We start from the raw sequence: 20,878 nt of genomic DNA, 5'->3' as shown, positions 1-20,878 counted from the left end.
CAGTTGTGGAGGGTGAAGGGGTGGGGCGGCCCCGGGGAGCCGCCCGTGCGCGTGATTACTCCGCGATCGGCATGCCGGTGGCGCTGGCGATCTGGCTGGCAGCGTCGTCGAGCGCGGCCTGGGCATCGGGATATTCGCCGTTGAAGTAGCGGGTCTGGACGGCGCGATAGACCGATTCAGCGTCGTTCAGGAACGCGGTGCCGCGGCTGGGCTGGATGTTGGGCAGGGTCGCAAGGATCTCGGACCAGATGGGCTGGTCGCCCCAATAGGGCTGAGGCTGGCTGACATAGGGGTCTTCGAGAGCCGAGATCAGCGAGGGTACGAGGCCAAACTCGCGCAGCATGGTCACCTGGCCGTCATTGGTGGTCAGGGCGTATTTGACGAACTCCCAGGCGGCTTCCTTGTTGGCGGAGTTGTTGGTGATGGCGAGCGAAGAGCCACCCAGATTGGCAGCGTGCGGACCATCGGGGGTGAGGCTGGGCATGGGGTAGACGCCCCATTTGCCGGCCAGATTAGGCGAGCCGTCGCGGATGCTGCCTTCGAACCAGCCGCCATAAACCTGGCTGGCGACGGTGCCGGCAGTGTTGGACTGGATCTTTTCATCCCAGATGGCGGCGGTCAGCGTGCCGGCATCCTTCATTTCCTTGATCTTTTCGAGCGTGGCGACGCAGGCAGGCTGGTTGATGGTGATGGACTGGCCATCCACCGAATAATAGCCGCAGCCCTGCTCGTTGCCGATCATGCGGAACCATTCGCTGTCGCCGTTGAAATCGGCCTGGGACATGACGACGCCCGGATTGGCTTCGGCGATCTTCTTGCCAGCTTCGATGAAATCGTCCCAGGTCTGGATGGTGGCGGGATCAACGCCGGCCTTTTCATAGAAATCGCGGCGATAGAACACGGCAACGGGGCCGGAGTCCCAGGGCATGGCATAGGCCACATCGCCCACTTCGAGTTCGGTGCGCTTGAAATCGGGGAACAGCGCCTGCAGTTCGGGGGTGTAGCCGAGCTCCTTGAGATTGGCAAAGCAATCGGGGAACTGGTTCCAGAAGCCTTCGGCTTCGAAGTTCTCGACGGTGACGATATCGGGCATGCCAGCGCCGCCCGCGGCGCAGCCGGCCAGCGTCTTGTCAAAGACCTGCTGGTTGCCCAGGTCCTCCACCGTGACCTTGATGTCAGGGAATTGTTGGTTGAAGCCGGGCACCACCGATTGGAGGGCCGAGGCTGCCACATTCCAGCTCCAGATGGTGATTTCGCCCGACTGAGCCGAGGCCGAGCCAGTCGCCATGGCGGTGGCGAGCGCCAGCGTGGCGCAGGCAAGATGAATGCGCATGAAAGTCCTCCCTTTTTATTTGCTCTTCCCTTGAGCGCTTTCTAAGCTACTCATGTGGTGCCCGGCGTCCCTCCGAAAGGGAATGCCAAGTTGCCGGAAAGTAAGAAGTTGGAAAAACGCTTCTGGGAGCCTGCAAAAAGCGCGGTGGAGCGCGTGCCCAATACTCTGGTGGTCAGCCACGAGCAGCCAGGCATCATGAACACGCCCCATTGGCACGCTCAGGTGGAGATCAATTACATCTTCAGCGGTACGGTGGAGTACCGGATGCATGGGCATAATGTAGCCCTCAAAGCCAACGACCTCTGCATGTTCTGGGGCGGGTTGCCGCACCAGGTGATCGACACCTCGGAAGACGCGTTCTTTGTGGCGATCCACCTGCCGCTGGTGCATTTCTTCCGGCTAAGGCTGCCCGCTGATATGTCGGAAAAGCTGATGCGGGGCGCGACGCTCGTGACCAGCACACCCGACGGCACGGATGCCGGCAATTTCAACCGCTGGTCGCGCTATATGCAGCCGGGCGATGAGAAGCGCGCCGATCACGCCATCAACGAATTACTGCTGCGCATCGAGCGCGTGCAGTTCGAGCCCTCGTATCTCGTGGAGCCGGACGGCACCCCCAAGGGAACACTTGAGGCGCTGGACCAGCAGTCGTTCAGTAATGTCAAAAGCATCTGCGACTTCATCGCCGGCAATTTCCGACACGATATCTGTTCGGCCGATATCGCTTCGTCGGCGGATATCCACCCGAAATACGCGATGTCGGTGTTCAAGAAATCCACCGGCATGACGCTCAACGAATATGTGAACCTCCTGCGCCTCTCCTATGCGCAGGCGCTGCTGATGCAGGAAGACGCCAATGTGCTCCATGTGGCGATGGAAAGCGGCTTTGGCTCGCTCAGTGCCTTCAACAAGTCCTTCCGCAAGATCGCCGGCATGGCACCCAGTGATTTTCGCCGCGATGCCCGGGCTCGGCCGGGTGGAGTGGGCCTGCGGCGGAACTGATTGAAGACGGATCCAGGTCGCGAGGGCAACCGCGCCGACCCGAGGGGCCGGCACGACCAGAAGCCTGCTTATTCGATGAAGGTGACGGGAACGCCTGGCTCAACCATCGCGGCCAGTTCGCGGGCATCCCAATTGGTCAGGCGCACGCAGCCGTGCGAGCCGGTTTTGTCGATCTTGGAGGGCTCGGGCGTGCCATGGATGCCGTAGGTGGGCTCGGACAGGTCGATCCAGACCGTACCGACCGGGCCATTGGGGCCAGGCGGCAAGGTCAGCACCTCGGTGTTGTCGCCCTGCTGGAAATTGACCTCAGGATTGTAGGTATAATCGGGATCGAGCACGACGACCTCCACCATGTGCGTACCCGAGGGTGAGGGATTGTCCTCGCTGCCGATGGTCGCGGGATAAGCGACAAGAAGGCGACCGGTGGCATCATAGGCGCGCAGCATGCCCATGCGCTTGTCGGCCTCGATGGTGGCGACCATGCCCTGCAGGTCAGCGCCTGGGGCGGCCACGGCAATTTCTTCGCCTTCGACAAAGCTTGCGCCCGGATTCAACGTCTCGATGAAATTCACATCCATGTGGAATTTTTCGGCAAGCGCTTCGGCGACGCTCGTATAGCCGAGGGATTCGCGCTCGGCCAATTCGGCGTAGTCGCTGGGGAGCGGCTCAACGATATCGGCAACGTCCTCGGCCGTGATGGTGTAGGCCATTACGGCCGGGTCAGGGGTTTCGAGGCGCGCCAGCACTGCAGGATCAAGTGCGCCATTGCCGGGCAGGCCATTAATTGCAGCAAAAGCCATCACCGCCTTGCGGACATTGGCGCCGTCATAGCCATCGATGACGCCAGGAGAAACGCCGGCACGGTCGAGAAGAATCTGGAGGCGCGCGATTGCTGGGTCGGGCAGCTTGGGTCCCTCAGCCTCGGCTGACAAGTCGGTGGCGCCCTCGTTCTGCGGGGGCGGTGGCAACGGCTCGGCACTTTCGTCCGGCAAGGGGACGGCAAAGAGCGGCAGCAGCGGCTCAAGGCTGGCAGCGTTGATCGCTTCGGGCGTCAGGGGAGGCGGTGAAGCGGCAGGGAGCTGTTGGGCGGTGGTTGGAAGGGAGAAGGCGACGAGAAGCAGGGGGAGGGAGAGCCGGGCGGCAAAGTTCATAATTGATCTCAGGACAAGCAGTTGCCACCTCAACGCCCCATGTCAGCCCAAGTTGCCCCGATTAAACCCTATTCACAGAGGCGGGCCTGACAGGCCGCGCCATGGCAGCCCATATCCACATGGAAATGGTCGTGGTGTTCGGCATTGGCTTCGGGCCCAAGTGTGGTGGAAAAGCTCGAACAGGCCGCATCATGGGCAAAGCGCAGGAACTTGCCCTCGGGCGCGTCGGCGGCGGGCCAATCGCCTTCGACCGTGACGGTGCGGCCATCGGCAAAGGTAAAGCCGACCACATCGAGCGCATTGGCCATGCCGTGCTCGGAAAGGCGATCGGAACTGCCGCCAACCCGGGCACGGCAATTATAGTTGGTGCCGACATCAAGGCTGGCCAGTTCGGTGTTTTCGCGCGCCTGCAGATAGCCATCGATCGCCTCGCCCCAATGCGGCAGCGTCGTGGCTACTTCGCAGGTGAGGGTGGCTTCGCTCGATAGCGGCACCATGCGGCCGTTCACCAGGATCCCGGTTACCGCCAGGGGGGACTGGGTGCCGCATTCGCCTTCATCGATGGGGGGAAGCAGCTTGGCCTCGATCTGGCCGCCGATCACAGCGGGGCACTGGGTCTGATAGGGGCGAGGCGGCTCGGCTGGTTCGGCGACCTTGGCGGGCGCGGGGGGTTCTTGCGCGGCGGGTGCGGCATCCGCGGGCGGTTGCTCGGCTTCGGGTGCGTCCGGATCGGCCTTAGGCCGCTCGGCGCCGGCCTCGGGCGCGTTTGCGTCAGCGTCGGGGGCTTCCGCCTCGGCGTCGGCGGGCGCTGTTGCATCCGCTGGGGGCGCGTCGGTCAGGCTTTCAGGCCGGTCCCGCGGCATGGGCGGAACCGCCTCGGGCGCTTCCTGGGCGAGCGCCAGCGAGGACAAAAGCAGCATGACGGTAAGCAGTGAGGTGCGCAACATGGTGGCAGAACGCGGCTGAAGGCCGCGCGTTGCCAATGCGATTCAACTTTGCCTCAAGAACGAGCGCAGCCGGTCGACGCCGGTATTGATGCGTTCCGGCGCCGCGGCAAAGCACCAGCGCAGCCAGCCTTCGCCTTCATCGCCAAACGCACTCCCCGGCGCAAGGCCCAGCCCCGCTTCGGCCACGAGGCGCTTGGCAAGGGCCAGCGAGTCGGCGTGGCCGTCGACGCGGAAAAAGGCGTACATAGCGCCATCAGCTTCCGGCAGGGTGACGCCGGGCAGCTGGCGCAGGGCTGTCAGCAGGGTGGCGCGGGCCTCCCCCAGTTCACGGTGGATCTGCGTCACGGTGGCGGCGCTGGCCGGATCGGTGAGGGCGGCGAGACCCCCGGCCTGCACGAATTCGGGTACGCAGGACGTGTTGTATTCGATGAGCTTTTCGAGCTGGGGCACTAGGTTGGTGGGCAGCACCAGCCAGCCCAGCCGCCAGCCGGTCATGCGCCAGGTCTTGGAGAAGCTGTTGACGACGATGAGGCGATCTTCGGGATCGGCGACCGAGAGCATGGAGGGGGCAGCGGTTTGGCCTGGGGTGAACACCAGCCGGTCATAAACTTCGTCCGACAAGATCCAGATGCCGCGCTGGCGGCAATGGGCGAGGATGGCGGCCTGCTGTTCGGTGCTGATGGTCCAGCCGGTGGGGTTGTTGGGCGAGTTGATGACGAGCATGCGCACATCATCGGTGAGGGTAGCGAGCAGGTGGTCGAGGTCAAGCTGCCAGCGGTTACTGCGGACGCTGAGAGGGAACCGGGTGACCTCGGCGCCGAGGATCTTGGGGATCTCGGCGATGTTGGGCCAGATGGGGGTGACGACAACTACCCGATCGCCCGGGGACAGGACGAGCTGGCTGCCCAGCATCAGGGCCGATACGCCAGAGCTGGCAACGCCGACGCGGTTGGGGCCGAGGGTGATGTTGCGCAGGCGGGAAATGTAGCTCGCGATCGCGGTGCGCAGGGCGGGACGGCCCAAATTTTGGGTATAGAAGGTGTTGTTGCGCTCCAGCGATTCCACCGCGGCGGCGCGGATAAAGGCGGGGGTGGGCTGATCGCTTTCACCAAACCAGAACGGAACCACATCGCTGCGATCCATGCCGGCATTGGCAACCTCGCGGATGCGGGAAGGGGCCAAATCAAGCACCGCCTGGCGGGCCTGGGGTGGTGAAGCGAGATGTTGGTGCATGAGATCAATCCACGGTGGGTGGGGCGATGGGTTGCCCCGCAAATCAAGGCGCAGCTATGCCGATTGGCGCGGCCAAGGCAATCGCTTCCAGCACGGAGCAGGCGCTTGACTTCGCGGGTGTGCTGCCGCTAAATCGTATCGGATAGGATATAGTTATGATCAATATTGCCGCGGAAGATGCTCGGCGGGTGAGTGAAGCGGCGCTGAGGCGAGCTGGGGTTCCCCCGGAGGCAGCGGCGCTGCAGGTGGATCTGCTGCTGGAGGCAGAGCTGCGGGGGCGCCCGTCGCACGGCTTGCTGCGGTTGCCGCGCTTGACCGACCGCATGGCCAATGGCGTGACCAGCCCCACCGCGACCGGCAACATGACCTGGCGGAGCGAGAATTTCCTGCAGGTCAACGGTCAGGATGGGCTGGGGCCGGTGGTGGCGATGGCGGCGCTGGAGCTTGCGGCCGAACGGGCGCGGCAAAGCGGGGTTGTGGTGGTGGCGATTGCGCACAGCAATCATCTGGGCATGCTGGCCTGGTATGCCGAAAAGCTGGCGCGCGAAGGGCTGGTAACGCTCGGGTTCACCACGAGCGAAGCGCTGGTGCATGCCTGGGGCGGGCGCACGCCCATGCTGGGCACCAATCCGGTGGCCATCGGGGTGCCGCAGCCGGGCGATCCGTTTGTGCTGGATATGGCCACGAGCCTTGTGTCCATGGGCCAGATCTATGATTACGCGCAGCGCGGGCAGGAACTGCCCGAGGGCTGGGCGCTGGATGCCGAGGGGGAGCCGACTACCGACCCGGAGGCCGCTAAAAAGGGCTCAATTGCGCCATTTGGGGAGGCGAAGGGCTATGCGCTGGGGCTGGCGCTTGAACTGCTGGTGGTGGCGCTGACCGATTCTGCGATCGGGCGCGACGTCACTGGCACGCTCGATTCCACCCGGCCCGCCACCAAGGGCGATGTGTTCATCCTGATTGATCCAGATTTGCAGCCGGGCACGTCGGCGCGGATAGCCGCTTATCTCGACCTGGTGCGCGCTTCGGGCGATGCCGAGGGGGCGCGCAAGGTAGCGGTGCCGGGCGACCGGGCGATGCGGGTGCGGGCGGAGCGGCTCCAAACAGGTATTGCCTTGCCCGAACCGCTTTGGGCCAAATTATGCGAATTGGCCGGTGATCCGGCTTCCACAACGAAAGAGCTGACATGAGCATTTATGGCGCCATCCGCAGTCCGCGGGCGATCTATTTTGGCGCCGGCCAACGGCATGCGCTGCCCGCCATCGTGGCGGGCTTGGGCAGCCGGGTTCTCCTGTGCTCGGATGAACGGTTCAACCAGGACCCTATGCTGGGCGCGATCCGCGATGGGCTGGAAGGGGCGGGGCTGCGAACCGAGCTTTATGACGGCACCATCGCCGAATTGCCGCTGGCGTGCATTGCCGAGGCCGCAGCCAAGGCGCGCGATTTTGGGCCCGATGTGATCGTGGGCATTGGCGGGGGCAGTTGCCTTGACCTTGCCAAGCTGGTGGCGCTGACCCTGACGCATGGCGACGAGCTTTCCGAATTCTACGGCGAGTTCAAGGTGCCCGGCCCGGTGTTGCCGGTGGTGGCGGTGCCGACCACGGCAGGGACAGGATCGGAGGTGACGCCGGTGGCGGTGCTGGCCGATCCGGTGCGGATCTCCAAGGTGGGGATTTCCAGCCCCTATCTGATCCCGGAAGTGGCGGTGTGTGATCCCGAGCTGACGTCGACCTGCCCACCCGGGCTGACGGCGGTGGCGGGGGCAGATGCGCTGACCCATGCGATCGAGGCGTTTACCGCCATCAAGCACCCGACGGACCCGGGGCGCGCCCTCCAGCAGGTGTTTATCGGCAAGAACACCCAGAGCGACGCGCAGGCGCGGATCGCCATTGCCGCGCTGGCGGGCAATCTGGCGGCGGCGGTGGCCGATGGGGGCAATGCGAGCGCGCGCGAGCAGGTGATGTATGGCGCGCTTTGCGCGGGGCAGGCCTTTGGCGTGGCCGGCACGGCGGCCGCCCATGCCATTCAATATCCCGTGGGGGCGCTGACCAAGACCGCCCATGGGCTTGGGGTGGCGGTGCTGATGCCCTATGTGATGGACTTCAACCGATCAGCCTGCGGGCCGGAATTCGCCGAGATCGCCCGCCTGTTCGGCATCACGCAAGGCGAGGAGGCCGAGTTGGCCGATGCCGCGATCGAAGCCGTTGCCGAACTCTTTGCCACCTTGGGTATTCCGCGTACCCTGGCCGAGCTGGGCGTTCCCGTCGAGCGGCTCGACTGGGTCGCCGAGCAGTCGCTGCTGTCGGCCCGGCTCGTCAACAACAATCCACGACCTCTCGATCTGGCTGCCATGCAGCAGATTGTCCAAGCAGCTCATGCCGGCGATCGCGATCGCCTGCGCCGCCATTGAACCAAAGGCAGTTCCCATGTCCCAGTCATCAGCAATCCGCGCCCAGGGCGATTACGACAATCTCGCCACCGATCTGTTTATTGGCGGCCGTTGGCGTCCCGCCTCAAGCGGGGAGCGGATTGATGTGTTCGATCCCTCCACCGAAGAGGTGATCACCAGCGTTGCCAATGCCAGCATCGAGGATGGCAAAGCGGCGGTGGATGCTGCCGCTGCCGCCGCGGCTGGCTGGGCCGCAACTGCACCGCGCAAGCGCAGCGACATCCTGATGAAGGCCTATGGCCTGATGACCGAACGCGCCGAATGGCTGGCTGAGTTGATCTCGCGCGAGAATGGCAAGGCGCTGCCCGATGCGCGGGGCGAGGTCGCCTATGCGGCTGAGTTCTTCCGCTGGTATGCCGAGGAAGGCGTGCGGCTCAATGGCGAAATCTCGATGGCGCCGAGCGGCAACAATCGGATCATCGTGCAATACCAGCCGGTGGGCATTGCCGTGCTGGTGACGCCGTGGAACTTCCCAGCGGCAATGGCTACCCGCAAGATCGGGCCGGCGCTGGCCGCGGGATGCACCTGCATTCTCAAGCCCGCCACCGAAACCCCGCTGACCGCCTATGCCATGGCCGAAATCCTTGCCGAAGCCGGCGTGCCTGATGGCGTCGTCAACGTAGTGACCACGAGCAAGTCGGGGCCGGTGATCAGCGCCATGCTGCATGATCCGCGCGTGCGCAAGCTGTCCTTTACCGGCTCGACTGAAGTCGGGCGCGTGCTGCTCAAGGAAGCGGCCGACCAGGTGATCAATTGCTCCATGGAACTGGGCGGCAATGCCCCGTTCGTGGTGTTCGACGACGCCGATATCGATGCGGCGGTGGACGGCGCGATGATCGCCAAGATGCGCAATGGCGGGGAGGCCTGCACGGCCGCCAACCGCTTTTATGTGCAGCGCGGCGTGCTGGAAGCCTTTGCCGACAAGTTCGCGGCGCGCATGAAGGCGCTGCAGGTTGGGCCGGGCTATCATCCCACAACGCAGCTGGGACCGCTGGTCAATGCCAAGAGCCGCGACAAGGTGGCTTCGCTGGTGAGCGATGCGGTGTCGCGCGGTGCGCGCGTGGTGACGGGCGGCTCGGCTCCCGAGCGCAAGGGGTTCTATTACGAAGCTACCATTCTGGCCGATGTGAGCCCCGAGGCTGCGATGGTGCATGAAGAGATCTTTGGGCCGGTGGCGCCAATCGTTGCCTTCGACAGCGAAGAGGAAGCCATCCGGCTGGCCAATGACACTGAATATGGGCTTGTCGCTTATGTCTATTCCGGTGATCTGGCCCGGGGCCTGCGGGTCTCGGAGCGGATCGAGAGCGGCATGATCGCGCTCAACCGGGGTTTGGTGTCTGACCCGGCGGCGCCCTTTGGCGGGGTCAAGCAGAGCGGGCTTGGGCGTGAAGGCGCCCATCATGGCCTGCTGGAATTCACCGAAGCCAAATATATCGCCACGTCCTGGTAAGTCCCGAGCGGCGGGCACGGCCCGCCGCTAGCTACCCACTTGCTGGTTGCGATCCCCGGACCGCGACAAACGGGGCCAGAAAAGACCGGCTCGGGCCCGATAGGCCTCGTAGTCGCTGGACATGGACGTGCCGGCGAAATGCCGCTCCTCGCTCCGTGCAGCCAGAATGTACATGAGGATGATGGCAACCAGGGTCGGAATGGCCAGGGGCGACCAGGCCGCTATCGCCCACCCCGCCCAGAACATAATATAGGATGTGTAGAAGGGGTGCCGCACATAGCGATAGGGGCCGCTCTGCAACAGCGTCCTGGGCTGATTTGCGTCAAAGGCAAAGCGCAGCTGCGCGTAGCGTGAGGCGTGAATGGCCGACCAGAACAAAGCCATGGCCGCCAGCTCCAGAAGTAAGCCGACCGATTTTGCCAATATAGGCTGTTCATCGCTCCAAATAATGACGGTGTAGATGAGCGCGGTTAGCAGAACAAGCGCCGCGAGCAAAGCTGCGGGCCACTGCATCTTGTCCGAAACAAAGTGTCCTCTTGTTGCCCAAATGTGCTGGGCCACAACGCTCCAACTGATGACAGTGACGATAAGATCAAGCGCGGAGTTCAATTGGACCTCTCGGTTTGGAGACTGTCATTTGCCGACAAGGCCGGGGGAGTGTCAACTTATGATCGGCTCCGGACCGAATAATTCGGTTAAGGATGCCGCTTAAGGCTTCCGCAAACTTAGAGGGGCATTGGTGGTCCGAAGGGAGCCTCTGCTATGCGGGCCAGAAGCAAAGTCATCAGGACACGCTATTCTGATATTGCCTTGCGCGACAGCGGGGGCGCCGGATACCCGCTCCTGTTGCTGCATGGTTCCGGCGCTTCGACCGATGCGTTCCGCCGGCAGTTCGACAGCCCAATGCTGCAGCCGCTCCGCCTCCTCGCGGTGGACCTGCCCGGGCATGGGCATTCCACCGATGCAGTGGATCTGGACGGCTATAGCCTCACGCATCTGGCCGAGGCGGTTCTTGAGGTGCTGGGCCAGCTCAATCTCAACCAGGTCGCGGTGTGCGGCTGGTCGCTGGGCGGCCATATCGCCATCGAAATGATCGCCCGCAGTGCTTGGATCAGCGGCGCCATGCTGGTCGGCACGCCGCCAGTGGCCAAGGGCCCGATTGGCATGCTGCGCGGGTTCCGACCAAGCTGGGATATGCTGCTGGCCAGCAAGCCTGAGTTTACCCCACGCGACGCAAGGCGCTTTCTTGCCATGTGCTATGGCGAGGGCGAGCCAGATGAGCTCAACAGGCAGGCGCTGGCTCGCGCCGACGGGCGGCTGCGGCAGAATTTTTTCAGGAGCATGATGCGAGGCGATGGCGCCGACCAGAAGAGGGTCGTGGAATCGGCTGAGATCCCCATCGCCCTGGTTAATGGCAGCGATGATCCGGTGGTGCGCCTGCATTACCTCGAAACCCTGGCCGTTCCCCAGCTCTGGACCGGAAAATGCCTGACCATTCCAGCGGCGGGCCATTCGCCGTTCTGGAGCCAGGCCGAACTCTTCAACGGGCTGCTGGCGCGGTTCGTGCGGGATGTGGAAGCGCATCAGTTTTCCGCCGGTCTGCGCAAGGCGAGGCGCGCCTGAGGGGCGCCAGCTTTCAGCAGTTGCCAACCACGAAGCGGCGGAGCGGCAACGTGCCATGGCCGGGGTGGCTTTCGGGACGCGCCAATCTGCTGTAATCGGTGCCAAAGTTTTTTCCCCGCCGCCATTCATGGCGGCGGATTAGTTTGGACACCACAGCGCATGATCCGCCTCGACAATATCGGCAAGCAAAACGGCAAGCAGATCGTCTTTATCGATGCCTCGGCCAGCTTGTTGAAGGGCGAAAAAGTGGGACTGGTTGGCCCCAATGGCGCCGGCAAGACCACGCTGTTCCGCCTGATCACCGGCGAGGAGCAGCCCGACGAGGGCCAGGTTTCGGCGGATCGCGGCATCACCATCGGTTATTTCAGCCAGGATGTCGGCGAGATGAGCGGGCGCAGCGTCGTGTCCGAAGTGATGGACGGCGCTGGGCCGGTCAGTGCGCTGATCAGCGAAATGCGGGCGCTCGAAGCCGATATGGGCGACCCCGACAAGGCCGACGAGATGGACGCCATTATCGAGCGCTATGGCGAAGTGCAGCATCAGTTCGAAGAGCTGGACGGCTATTCGCTCGATGGGCGGGCGCGCGAAGTGCTCGATGGCCTGGGCTTTTCCCAGGAGATGATGGACGGCGATGTCGGCAAGCTGTCGGGCGGCTGGAAGATGCGCGTGGCGCTGGCGCGTATCCTGTTGATGCGCCCCGATGCGCTGCTGCTCGACGAGCCGAGCAACCATCTCGACCTGGAATCGCTGATCTGGCTGGAAGCGTTTTTGCAGAACTACCAGGGCGCCCTGTTCATGACCTCGCACGACCGCGAATTCATGAACCGGATCTGCACCAAGATCGTCGAGATCGATGCGGGCGGGCTCACAACCTATTCGGGCAATTACGAATTCTATCAGCAGCAGCGCGCCATTGCCGAAAAGAACCAGCAGGCCCAGTTCGAGCGCCAGCAGGCGATGCTCGCCAAGGAGCTCGATTTTATCGCCCGTTTCAAGGCGCGCGCCAGCCACGCGGCGCAGGTGCAGAGCCGGGTGAAAAAGCTCGACAAGATCGACCGGGTCGAGCCGCCCAAGCGGCGCCAGACGGTGGATTTCGAGTTCCGCCCCGCGCCCCGCTCTGGCGAGGACGTGGCGCTGCTCAAAGGCGTGAGCAAGAGCTATGGCAGCCGCTCGATCTATGACGGGCTCGACTTTCATGTGCGGCGCAAGGAGCGCTGGTGCATCATGGGGGTCAATGGCGCGGGTAAATCGACCCTCCTCAAGCTCGTGACCGGCACGACCGAGCCGGACGCCGGCACGGTGTCGCGCGGGCCATCGGTCAAGATGGCCTATTTCGCCCAGCATGCCATGGATGTGCTCGATGGCGATCTGACCGTGTTCCAGCAGCTGGAAAGCTCGTTTCCTCAGGCGGGGCAGGCGCCCCTTCGCGCGCTGGCGGGAGCGTTCGGGTTCTCGGGCGACGAGATCGACAAGAAGTGCCGGGTGCTGTCGGGCGGGGAAAAGGCGCGACTGGTGATGGGGATGATGCTGTTCGATCCCCCGAACTTCCTCGTGCTCGACGAGCCAACCAACCATCTCGACATCGCCACCAAGGAAATGCTGATTACGGCGCTCAGCCAATATGAGGGCACGATGTTGTTCGTGTCGCACGACCGGCATTTCCTCGCGGCGCTGTCCAACCGGGTGCTGGAGCTGACGCCCGAGGGTGTGCATGTTTATGGCGGGGGCTATACGGAATATGTGCAAAGCACCGGCCAGGAGGCGCCAGGGCTGCGCAGCTGACCGATGGCCTGATCTGGGTTATGGTTTGCCTCCAGGAAGTGCAGCTCGGGGAGGGCAGCCATGCCGGGGCATCGGATCTATGGGATGCGCTTCGCCAGCGTTTATCCCGCCTATCTCGCCAAGGCGGAGCGCAAGGGCCGCAGCAAGGCGGAGGTGGACCGCATCATCTGCTGGTTAACCGGGCATGATGAAGCGAGCCTCGAGGGTGTGCTGGCAGCGGGCACCAATTTCGAGGATTTCTTTGCCCAGGCGCCGCGGATGAACCCGGATCGGGCGCTGATCCGGGGCGTTGTTTGCGGCGTGCGGGTGGAGGAGATCGAGGAGCCCACGATGCGCGAAGTCCGCTATCTCGACAAACTGGTCGATGAACTGGCCAAGGGTCGGCCGATGGAAAAGATCCTGCGCAGCTGACGGTTGCCCGACGGGGCGGGGACAGCTATGCCCGCTGCATTAGGCAGCAGGCGGAGATGGGTGTTTGGGGGTGGATCGGCACAGGATTGCGGTGATCGGACTGGGGGCAATGGCCCGCAGCCTGATCGGGGCGCTGGAGGCGCGTGGCGAGGGGCTGGCGGTGGGGGCGGCGCTGGTGCGCAGTCCGGCGAGCGCGGGCAATTTGCAGGTGTTCAGCACGGTCGAGCAGCTGATCGGCTGGGGGCCCTCACTGGTGGTGGAATGTGCCGGGCATGAGGCGGTGGCGCGGCACGTGCCGGCTTTGCTCGCGGCGGGGGTGCCGGTGGTGGTGGCTTCGGTAGGGGCACTGGCCGATCCCGAACTGCGGGCGCGGGTGGCGGAGAGCGTGACGGCAACGGGGCGCTTGACGCTGGTGCCGGGGGCGATCGGCGGGCTCGATGTGCTGCGGGCGGCGCGACTGGCGGGGCTCGACGAGGTGGTTTATCGCGGCACCAAGCCGCCGCAGGCCTGGGCGGGCAGCCATGCCGAGACGCTGGTGGCGCTCGGCTCGATTACGGAAGCAACGGAGTTCTTCAGCGGCACGGCGGCGGAAGCGGCGCGGCTGTTTCCCAAGAATGCCAATGTGTGTGCGGCGGTAGCGCTGAGCGGGCTGGGGTTCGAGGCAACGCAGGTGCGGCTGGTGGCGGACCCGGCGGCCGGGGGTAACCGGCATCAGGTGCTGGCGCGGGGGGCGTTCGGGCAGTTCGAGATCGCGCTGGAGAATGCGGCGCTGCCGGATAATCCGCGCACCTCTTGGCTAGCGGCGCTGAGCGTGGAAGCGGCAGTGCGGGAGTTTTTTGCGGCTTCGCCGATCGGATAAAGAGAAGCCCCGGGTTTGCCGGGGCTTTTTGTTGTGATCAGCTGGCGGTCATGTCGGCGATGGGGGGCAGGGCGCCATCGGGGATCGCCGTCTTGTAGCGGGCACGGCCGGCGACCTGGTTGAGCGCGGCGGCAGCGGCCTCGCGCAAGGAGGCGTCTTCCAGCGCCTTGACGGCGGTGGCGGCCATGACCTTGGCGGCGTGGATCATGCCATTGTGGGCCGCAGCGCTCTTGCCCTGGGCGACCAGCTGCCAGGAGTGGAACGGAGTGCCGATGGCAAAATTGGCGCCGTCCAGCTGGACCGTTGGCACGACCCAACTCACATCGGCCAGATCGGTCGAGGCGACGCCGGCGGTGGGGACCGCGATATCGGCGGGGATGAGGAAATCGGCCAGCGCCTTGTCTTCGCGCGGGGGCATGGCATAGCGCTCGTAATCGTGGCGGATATGCTCGGGCGAGAGGGTCGCCTGGATGGCGCGGGCGAAGCTTTCGTCCTCGGCACTGAACTGGGGCGGGCCCAGTTCGGCGAGAGCGGCGGACATGGCGCCCTGGAGGGGGGCGTTGTTGATGAGATTGGCCACCGAGCTGATGATCTTGATCTCAACGCTGGTGCCGGTCATCAGCGCGGCGCCGCGAGCGACATCCTGAACGCGCGCGAGCACATCGAGCATGCTGTCGACGGTGGAGGAGCGCACGGAATAGCGCACCTTGGCGCGGGCCTGCACCACATTGGGGGCAATGCCACCGGCATCGAGAATGGCGTAGTGCATGCGCGTGTCGGTCGGGACATGCTCGCGCAGATAGTTGCAGCCGACATTGGTCAGCTCCACCGCATCAAGGGCGCTGCGCCCCAGGTGCGGGGCGGAAGAGGCGTGCGCGGCGCGGCCGGTGAAGGTGAAATCGATGCGCGTGTTGGCCAGGCTCGAGCGGCGGGTCACTTCGGCGAAAATGCCGGGATGCCAGGTGATGGCGATGTCGACATCATCAAAGAGGCCGGCGCGGACCATGAAGGCCTTGGCGCCACCGCCTTCTTCGGCGGGGCAGCCGTAGTAACGGACGCGGCCGGGCAGGTCGTTGGCTTGCAGATAATCCTTGACGGCGCGGGCGGCGAGCAGGCTGCCGGCTCCGAGCAGATTGTGGCCGCAGCCATGGCCGTTGCCACCCGCCTGGAGGGGTGTGTGGGTGGCGTTGCCTGCTTCCTGGCTGAGGCCGGGCAGGGCGTCGAATTCGCCGAGGAACGCGATCACCGGTCCGCCGCTGCCGGCTTCACCGACAACGGAGGTCGGGATGTCCGCGAGGCCCGTACGAACCGAAAAGCCGTGCTCGCGCAGCGCCGCTTCATGGGCCGCGGCGGAGCGCGTTTCCATGTAGCAGGTTTCGGGCGTGGCCCAGACGGTGTCCGCCAGCGCCACAAAGGAGGCGCGGTGCTGGTCGACCAGGTCCCAGATGGCTTGGGTGTTTTTCATTTTGTGGTTCCTCAGGCCGAGTGTTGGGAAAGAATGGCGCGCATGCGCGCAACAAGTGCCGGATCGGTTTCGCCTTCGTCGGCGGGCTGGAAGCCGAACTGGACCGGTAGCGATTGCGGATCAAGCCCGAGCGGGCTGCGGCAGGAGGCGTGGATCTCGGTGATGCCAGGCACGGCCAGCATCTGCTCGACATTAGCCGGCTTGATGCCGCCGCCGGGCATGACGGTGATGCGGCCGCTGGCCTGCGCCAGCAACTGGGCGATGGTGGGGGCTGCATCGAGCACCGAGCGCTGGCCGCCCGAGGTCAGGACACGATCAAAGCCCAGCTCGATTGCCGCTTCCAGCGCCGCCGGTTGATCCGGCGTCAGATCAAAGGCGCGGTGAAGGGTCGTGCCCATGCCCTGCGCCCGGGCGATGAGCCGCGCCAGCAGGTCGGCATCGAGCGTGCCATCGGGGCGGTTGGCGCCGAGCACAACGCCGGCAATGCCGTGGGCGCGCAGCTGGTCGATCTCGGCCAGCATGGCGGCTTCGTCCGCGGCATCGAAGATGAAATCGCCGGGGCGGGGCCGGACCATGGCGTAAACGGGAACCGCGGCCTTGCTCGCGAGCGCAATGAGGCCCGGATTTGGTGAGAGGCCACCGAGCGCCAGGGCCGAGCAGAGTTCGATGCGATTGGCACCGGCCTCAACCGCGCTGTGCAGGCCGCGGGGACTATCGACGCAAACTTCGAGGATCATGGATTCAAGCCCTTGGGGTTTGTTGGACCAGCACCGACATGCCGACGAGACCGCCATTGTCGAGGAACTGCCCCGGACGGACCAGCGGTTCGGCAAAGCTGTTGAGGGTGCGGGTGCGTACCTGCGCATCGAGCGCCGCGATCAGCGCGGTGCGGGCGGCAAGGCCCCCGCCAACGGGCACCACCGAAGCGCCGGTGATGTTGACGGCAAAGGCCAGAGGTTCGCTCAGCAGCGCCAGGTAGACTTCGACAGTGCGGGCGGCAGTCGCGTCGCCGGCTTCCCAACCGTCGAGGATTTCGTGGCTGGTCTGTTCTTGCCCGTGCAAATGGGAATGCAGCCGTTCGATGCCGCGCGCGCCCCCGATCGTGTCGGTGCAGCCGATCTGGCCGCAACCGCAGGCAAAGCGGGGGATGGTGAGGGTTTCGCCCGAGGCCAGGGTCAGCCGGGTCTGGGTGATGGGGCCGTGGCCCCATTCGCCGGTGACGCCGCGATGCCCGCGCACGGTGCGGCCATCGACCACGAGGGCGCCGCCGACGCCGGTGCCAAGAATGGCGCAAAACACCACGTCATGGCCGCGGCCGATTCCCAGATTGGCTTCGGCCAGCGCAAAGGTGTCGGCGTCGTTGGCGATCACGACCGGACGGGCCAGGGCGGCGGCAAGTTCGCCCGCTACGTCATGGCCCTTGAATGCGGGGATATTGGCGGCATTGACGGTGCCGTTACGGTGATCAAAGAGCCCAGTAGTCGATATGGCCAAGGGCACGGCGGCGCCCGGGCCGTTCCAACGCGTGGAGAGCCCGGTGAGGGCCTCTACGAGGGCGGGCCAGTTGTCGGCCGGCGTTGGCACTTCGTCGACCCGCTGCACCTGGCCGGGCCCGAAGGCCTGGCCGAACTTGATGAAGGAGCCACCGATATCGGCGCAAAGCGCAGTGGCTGGCGCAGCCGGATCGCGCAGGAAGACGCTTGTTGGTGTGCTCATTTGCGCGGATCCAGCAGGTCGCGCAGGCCATCGCCGAGGATGTTGAAGCCCAGAACGGTCAGCATGATCGCAAGGCCCGGGAATAGCGACATGTAGATGTTGACGCCCAGATAGTTGCGGCCAACGCTCATCATGGCGCCCCATTCAGGCGTTGGCGGCTGGGCACCAAGGCCGAGAAAGGACAGGCTCGCGGCCGACAGGATCACGGTGCCGGCGGTGAGCGTTGACTGCACGATGATGGGCCCGATGGCATTGCGCAGAATGTAGTGCACCAGAATGCGGTGCTGCGGGATGCCAAGGGCCTGGGCCGCCTCTATGAACTCCATGCGCTTGAGCCCAAGCGTCAGATTGCGGCTGAGGCGGGCGTAAACCGGTACGGAAAAGATGGCGATGGCGATCAACAGGTTGATGAGGCTGGGCCCGAGCACACTGACGATGAGGATGGCGAGCACGATGCCGGGAAAGGCAAAGAGCACGTCCATGATCCACATGATGGTCTGATCGAGCACGCGACCGCCCATGCCGGCAATGATGCCGAGGGGGACGCCGGTGCAAACGGCAAGCGCGACGGCGAGCACCACTTCAAGCAGCGTAATGCGGGCGCCATAGATGACGCGCGCAAAAATATCGCGGCCATTGTCATCGGTGCCGAAGGGATGCTCCCAAGAGGGAGGCAGGAGGGTCGAGAGCAGGTTCTGCGCAAAAGGATCGGCCGGAGCGATCCACGGGGCGAAGATGGCGGCGACGACGATAAGGCCCACGAGGACCCCGCCGATCACGAGGTTGGCGTTGCCGGCAATCCAGCTCAAGGCCCGCGCCGTCCCGTTGGGGCGACGAGCCGGTGATGTCATGGGAGCGGACATCTATTCGAACCTTATTCTGGGATTGAGAACAGCGATCAGCATTTCGGCGAGGAAATTGACGATCACGACGCCGAACACGGCAACGAGCGCCACGCCCTGGATCACGGGATAATCGCGGTATCGCACGGAATCGACCATCAGGCGCCCGAGGCCAGGCCAGTTGAACACGGACTCGGTGACCACGGCGCCGCCGATGAGACTGCCGAAATTGAGCCCGACAATGGTGACGATAGGAATGAGCGCATTGCGCAGGGCATGGCTCCAATAGACCTGGCGCGCCGGCAGGCCCTTGGCGCGGGCGGTGCGGACATAATCCTGGCCCAGCACCTCGATCATGCTCGAGCGCGTCATGCGGGCGATCACGGCGGTGGGCAAAACGGCAAGGGTGACGGCGGGCAGGATATAGCTTTGCCAGGAGGTGGCGCCGAGCAGGGGCAGCCAGCCGAGCTCGACGGAGAAATAGTTCATCGCCATCAGCGCCAGCCAGAAATTGGCAATGGAGGCGCCGCCAATAGCCAGGATCATCACGAGGTAATCGGGCCAGCGGTTGCGGTTCATGGCGCCGGCCATGCCGGCCGGAACGCCCACGGCTACCGCCAGCAGATAGGCGAGCGCGGCAAGGGAGAGCGTATAGGGCAGGCGATCAGCGATTTCCTGCACCACGGGGAGATTGGAGCGGATGGAATTGCCGAAATTGCCCTGCAGCGCATTGGTGGCAAACAGCAGATATTGCTCGGGGATGGAGCGATCGAGCCCCAGCCTGACGGTCATGGCGTCCACCGCTTCCTGGGTGGCTTCAGGCCCGGCCAGCACGCGGGCGGGCTCGCCCGGCAGGGCGCGGATGGCGATAAACACCAGCAGCGACACGCCGATCAGGATCAGCGGCAAGGATGCCAGCTTGCGCAGGAAATAGGATTGCATTGGGCTCTCGAGGCAAGGGCCGGGCGAGTGAAATGCTCGCCCGGCCGGAGACGGTTGTTAGTCCTTGGTCGCGGTTTCGACGCGCACGAAACCACCCGGCACCATCCAGGCGCCCGACACGCCGTCGCGGGTCGCATAGAGGTCCTGGTTCACATAGAGGAGGACGTGAGGCGCCTCGTCATTGATGAGCTTTTGGGCTTCCACATAGACTTCGTTGCGGGCCGCTTCGTCGGTGGTGGCAGCAGCCTTGTCGAGCAGGGCGTCGAAGTCGTCGTTCTTGAAGAAGCCGAGATTGGCGCCGCCGGGCGAGAAGCTCGAGGAGTGGTAGAGCGGGCGCAGCTGCAGGTCAGCGCCGTTGACGCCCGAAGACCAGGACGCGATCACGGCGTCGACATTCTGGTCGGCCTTCTGGGCGACATCGCCAAAGGCGGCCTGGGACCAGACGCCGCTTTCCATGCGCTGCACGTTGAGCTTGACGCCTAGCGGCGCCCACATGGCCTGGAGCACTTCGCCGATGCGGGCTTCGGGTTCCTGGACCACGACATCGATCTCGAAGCCATCGGCAACGCCGGCTTCGGCGAGGAGCGCCTTGGCGCGCTCGAGATCGAGCGGGTAGGGGTTGAGCGAAGGATCAAAGCCGGGCGTGATGCTGGCGAGCGGGGAGGTGGCGGGGATGGCGTAGCCCGCCATGATCGCCTGGACGAGACCGTTCTTGTCGGTGGCGAAGTTCAGCGCCTGGCGGACGCGGACATCGTTGAGGGGCTCGGACTCGGTGTTGAGCGCGACCCAGAACACGGCCGAGCCGTCCGAGACATTGAGCGAGAGCTCGGGATTGCCCTCGATCTGGCGGGCAAAGGCGGCCGGAACGGGGTTGATGATGTCGGCGTCGCCGGTCTGGAGCGCCATGTTGAGCACGGAGGTTTCGCTCGACCAGGTCCAGCGGATCTGGTCTTCGCCAGCTTCCTTGTCGCCCCAGTAGTCGGCGAATTTTTCCTGCAGGACATAGTCGCCCGAGCGGTATTCGGCGAGGCGATAGGGGCCGGTGCCGACTGAGGAAGAGCCAAGATTGCCGGCTTCGTCGGCTGCCGGGCTGACCTGCCAGCCTGCCTGGGTGGTCAGGAGGGCCAGAAAGGCGGGGTAGGGCGACTTGAGGGTGATTTCGAGGGTGTATTCATCAACGGCGCGCACGCCTGCCATGAAGGTGCGCAGACGGCCGCTGGCGGCAAGACCGCGCTCGGTATCGAGGTGGCGGTTGAAGTTGTAGGCGGCGGCTTCCGCATTGAAGGGGGTGCCGTCATGAAAGACGACGCCTTCGCGCAGCTTGAAGGTCCAGACAAGGCCCGCTTCGTCCGAAGTCCATTCGGTGGCGAGCTTGGGCACGATCTGCTGGTTGGCGTCGCGATCGGTCAGCCCTTCGAACATCGGGCGGAGCAGCGCATTGGTGAAGGTCGCGCTTTGATCGCCCGGATCCATGGAGCGGGGGGCTTCGCTCTGCATGACGTTGAGAACGTCCGCCATGGCGAGGCTGGGGGTGAAGGCAAGCACGCCGGCAAGGGCAATGCGAGCCATGAGGCTGCGGGTAGTAGGCACAAACTTCATCCAACGCGCTCCGGGATCGACCTATGAAAGTTTTGTTAGTGAGTGAACTAACCTGGCTTGAGTAGTTCACTCAT

At 64.6% G+C, this 20,878-nt stretch carries 19 protein-coding genes; 8 read left to right on the top strand and 11 right to left on the bottom strand.

Annotated features, from left to right (window positions below; translation table 11 throughout):
- Window positions 1-55 precede the first annotated feature (55 nt).
- Complete coding sequence (locus tag ELX51_RS14280; RefSeq protein ID WP_127754154.1) at window positions 56-1,333, bottom strand: ABC transporter substrate-binding protein; 1,278 nt, start codon at window positions 1,331-1,333, stop codon at window positions 56-58.
- A 153-nt stretch (window positions 1,334-1,486) separates the two neighbouring features.
- Between ELX51_RS14280 and ELX51_RS14275 the strand changes: the two genes are divergently transcribed.
- Window positions 1,487-2,335, top strand: a complete 849-nt coding sequence (locus ELX51_RS14275; protein WP_248305130.1) for a helix-turn-helix domain-containing protein — start codon at window positions 1,487-1,489, stop codon at window positions 2,333-2,335.
- 68 nt (window positions 2,336-2,403) lie between these two features.
- Here ELX51_RS14275 and ELX51_RS14270 read toward each other — a convergent pair whose 3' ends face one another.
- The 3 genes from ELX51_RS14270 to ELX51_RS14260 form a co-directional block, all read right to left on the bottom strand.
- Window positions 2,404-3,486, bottom strand: a complete 1,083-nt coding sequence (locus ELX51_RS14270; protein ID WP_127754153.1) for a L,D-transpeptidase family protein — start codon at window positions 3,484-3,486, stop codon at window positions 2,404-2,406.
- Between the two features lie 68 nt (window positions 3,487-3,554).
- Window positions 3,555-4,433: an extensin family protein gene (locus tag ELX51_RS20430; RefSeq protein WP_127754152.1), complete on the bottom strand. Its 879-nt coding sequence runs from the start codon at window positions 4,431-4,433 to the stop codon at window positions 3,555-3,557.
- Between the two features lie 42 nt (window positions 4,434-4,475).
- Entirely contained in the window at window positions 4,476-5,666 is a 1,191-nt protein-coding gene (locus ELX51_RS14260; RefSeq protein WP_127754151.1) for a pyridoxal phosphate-dependent aminotransferase, read from the bottom strand.
- 155 nt (window positions 5,667-5,821) lie between these two features.
- On the opposite strand from ELX51_RS14260, the gene ELX51_RS14255 reads away from it, so the two are divergent.
- The 3 genes from ELX51_RS14255 to ELX51_RS14245 are packed head-to-tail and all read left to right on the top strand — an operon-like array spanning window position 5,822 to window position 9,565.
- On the top strand, window positions 5,822-6,856 hold the full coding sequence (locus ELX51_RS14255) for an Ldh family oxidoreductase (protein WP_127754150.1): 1,035 nt from the start codon (window positions 5,822-5,824) through the stop codon (window positions 6,854-6,856).
- A complete protein-coding gene (locus ELX51_RS14250) occupies window positions 6,853-8,076 on the top strand; it encodes an iron-containing alcohol dehydrogenase (protein ID WP_127754149.1) in 1,224 nt (407 codons plus the stop codon). The genes ELX51_RS14255 and ELX51_RS14250 overlap by 4 nt, the downstream gene beginning before the upstream one ends.
- 16 nt (window positions 8,077-8,092) lie before the next feature.
- A complete protein-coding gene (locus ELX51_RS14245; protein ID WP_127754148.1) occupies window positions 8,093-9,565 on the top strand; it encodes an NAD-dependent succinate-semialdehyde dehydrogenase in 1,473 nt (490 codons plus the stop codon).
- A gap of 27 nt (window positions 9,566-9,592) precedes the next feature.
- Here the strand turns inward: ELX51_RS14245 and ELX51_RS14240 are convergent, their stop codons facing one another.
- Entirely contained in the window at window positions 9,593-10,174 is a 582-nt protein-coding gene (locus ELX51_RS14240; protein WP_127754147.1) for an isoprenylcysteine carboxylmethyltransferase family protein, read from the bottom strand.
- Window positions 10,175-10,327: 153 nt separating this feature from the next.
- On the opposite strand from ELX51_RS14240, the gene ELX51_RS14235 reads away from it, so the two are divergent.
- From ELX51_RS14235 to ELX51_RS14220, 4 genes are all read left to right on the top strand, one after another.
- Complete coding sequence (locus tag ELX51_RS14235; protein ID WP_127754146.1) at window positions 10,328-11,188, top strand: alpha/beta hydrolase; 861 nt, start codon at window positions 10,328-10,330, stop codon at window positions 11,186-11,188.
- A 159-nt stretch (window positions 11,189-11,347) separates the two neighbouring features.
- A complete protein-coding gene (locus ELX51_RS14230; RefSeq protein WP_127754145.1) occupies window positions 11,348-12,970 on the top strand; it encodes an ABC-F family ATP-binding cassette domain-containing protein in 1,623 nt (540 codons plus the stop codon).
- A 60-nt stretch (window positions 12,971-13,030) separates the two neighbouring features.
- On the top strand, window positions 13,031-13,381 hold the full coding sequence (locus ELX51_RS14225; protein ID WP_127754144.1) for a DUF2200 domain-containing protein: 351 nt from the start codon (window positions 13,031-13,033) through the stop codon (window positions 13,379-13,381).
- 70 nt (window positions 13,382-13,451) lie between these two features.
- The gene (locus tag ELX51_RS14220; protein WP_348983117.1) at window positions 13,452-14,240 is read left to right on the top strand and encodes an aspartate dehydrogenase; all 789 of its coding nucleotides are present in this window, start codon (window positions 13,452-13,454) and stop codon (window positions 14,238-14,240) included.
- Between the two features lie 37 nt (window positions 14,241-14,277).
- On the opposite strand, the gene ELX51_RS14215 is transcribed toward ELX51_RS14220, so the two are convergent.
- The 6 genes from ELX51_RS14215 to ELX51_RS14190 are packed head-to-tail and all read right to left on the bottom strand — an operon-like array spanning window position 14,278 to window position 20,804.
- Window positions 14,278-15,705 carry an amidohydrolase gene (locus ELX51_RS14215; protein ID WP_127754142.1) on the bottom strand — a complete coding sequence of 476 codons (1,428 nt, stop codon included), beginning with the start codon at window positions 15,703-15,705 and terminating at the stop codon, window positions 14,278-14,280.
- An 11-nt stretch (window positions 15,706-15,716) separates the two neighbouring features.
- Window positions 15,717-16,442 carry a copper homeostasis protein CutC gene (locus ELX51_RS14210; protein WP_248305129.1) on the bottom strand — a complete coding sequence of 242 codons (726 nt, stop codon included), beginning with the start codon at window positions 16,440-16,442 and terminating at the stop codon, window positions 15,717-15,719.
- 4 nt (window positions 16,443-16,446) lie between these two features.
- Window positions 16,447-17,421: an ROK family protein gene (locus ELX51_RS14205; RefSeq protein ID WP_127754140.1), complete on the bottom strand. Its 975-nt coding sequence runs from the start codon at window positions 17,419-17,421 to the stop codon at window positions 16,447-16,449.
- A complete protein-coding gene (locus ELX51_RS14200; protein ID WP_127754139.1) occupies window positions 17,418-18,284 on the bottom strand; it encodes an ABC transporter permease in 867 nt (288 codons plus the stop codon). The genes ELX51_RS14205 and ELX51_RS14200 overlap by 4 nt, the downstream gene beginning before the upstream one ends.
- Complete coding sequence (locus tag ELX51_RS14195) at window positions 18,285-19,205, bottom strand: ABC transporter permease (RefSeq protein ID WP_127754138.1); 921 nt, start codon at window positions 19,203-19,205, stop codon at window positions 18,285-18,287. It lies immediately after the preceding gene.
- 57 nt (window positions 19,206-19,262) lie between these two features.
- Window positions 19,263-20,804, bottom strand: coding sequence for an ABC transporter substrate-binding protein (locus tag ELX51_RS14190; protein ID WP_172124394.1), 1,542 nt, complete (start codon window positions 20,802-20,804; stop codon window positions 19,263-19,265).
- Window positions 20,805-20,878 lie beyond the last annotated feature (74 nt).

The sequence above is a fragment of the Devosia sp. 1566 genome (assembly GCF_004005995.1).
Lineage (GTDB): Bacteria > Pseudomonadota > Alphaproteobacteria > Rhizobiales > Devosiaceae > Devosia.
This window is presented reverse-complemented; position numbering and strand designations above follow the sequence as displayed.

Coding starts and splice junctions, on each gene's coding strand:
- ELX51_RS14195 (WP_127754138.1), bottom strand. CDS start 19,205: ATGCAATCCTATTTCCTGCGCAAGCTGGCATCCTTGCCGCTGATCCTG.
- ELX51_RS14235 (WP_127754146.1), top strand. CDS start 10,328: ATGCGGGCCAGAAGCAAAGTCATCAGGACACGCTATTCTGATATTGCC.
- ELX51_RS20430 (WP_127754152.1), bottom strand. CDS start 4,433: ATGTTGCGCACCTCACTGCTTACCGTCATGCTGCTTTTGTCCTCGCTG.
- ELX51_RS14260 (WP_127754151.1), bottom strand. CDS start 5,666: ATGCACCAACATCTCGCTTCACCACCCCAGGCCCGCCAGGCGGTGCTT.
- ELX51_RS14190 (WP_172124394.1), bottom strand. CDS start 20,804: ATGAAGTTTGTGCCTACTACCCGCAGCCTCATGGCTCGCATTGCCCTT.
- ELX51_RS14210 (WP_248305129.1), bottom strand. CDS start 16,442: ATGATCCTCGAAGTTTGCGTCGATAGTCCCCGCGGCCTGCACAGCGCG.
- ELX51_RS14225 (WP_127754144.1), top strand. CDS start 13,031: ATGCCGGGGCATCGGATCTATGGGATGCGCTTCGCCAGCGTTTATCCC.
- ELX51_RS14270 (WP_127754153.1), bottom strand. CDS start 3,486: ATGAACTTTGCCGCCCGGCTCTCCCTCCCCCTGCTTCTCGTCGCCTTC.
- ELX51_RS14245 (WP_127754148.1), top strand. CDS start 8,093: ATGTCCCAGTCATCAGCAATCCGCGCCCAGGGCGATTACGACAATCTC.
- ELX51_RS14250 (WP_127754149.1), top strand. CDS start 6,853: ATGAGCATTTATGGCGCCATCCGCAGTCCGCGGGCGATCTATTTTGGC.
- ELX51_RS14215 (WP_127754142.1), bottom strand. CDS start 15,705: ATGAAAAACACCCAAGCCATCTGGGACCTGGTCGACCAGCACCGCGCC.
- ELX51_RS14200 (WP_127754139.1), bottom strand. CDS start 18,284: ATGTCCGCTCCCATGACATCACCGGCTCGTCGCCCCAACGGGACGGCG.
- ELX51_RS14230 (WP_127754145.1), top strand. CDS start 11,348: ATGATCCGCCTCGACAATATCGGCAAGCAAAACGGCAAGCAGATCGTC.
- ELX51_RS14205 (WP_127754140.1), bottom strand. CDS start 17,421: ATGAGCACACCAACAAGCGTCTTCCTGCGCGATCCGGCTGCGCCAGCC.
- ELX51_RS14280 (WP_127754154.1), bottom strand. CDS start 1,333: ATGCGCATTCATCTTGCCTGCGCCACGCTGGCGCTCGCCACCGCCATG.
- ELX51_RS14255 (WP_127754150.1), top strand. CDS start 5,822: ATGATCAATATTGCCGCGGAAGATGCTCGGCGGGTGAGTGAAGCGGCG.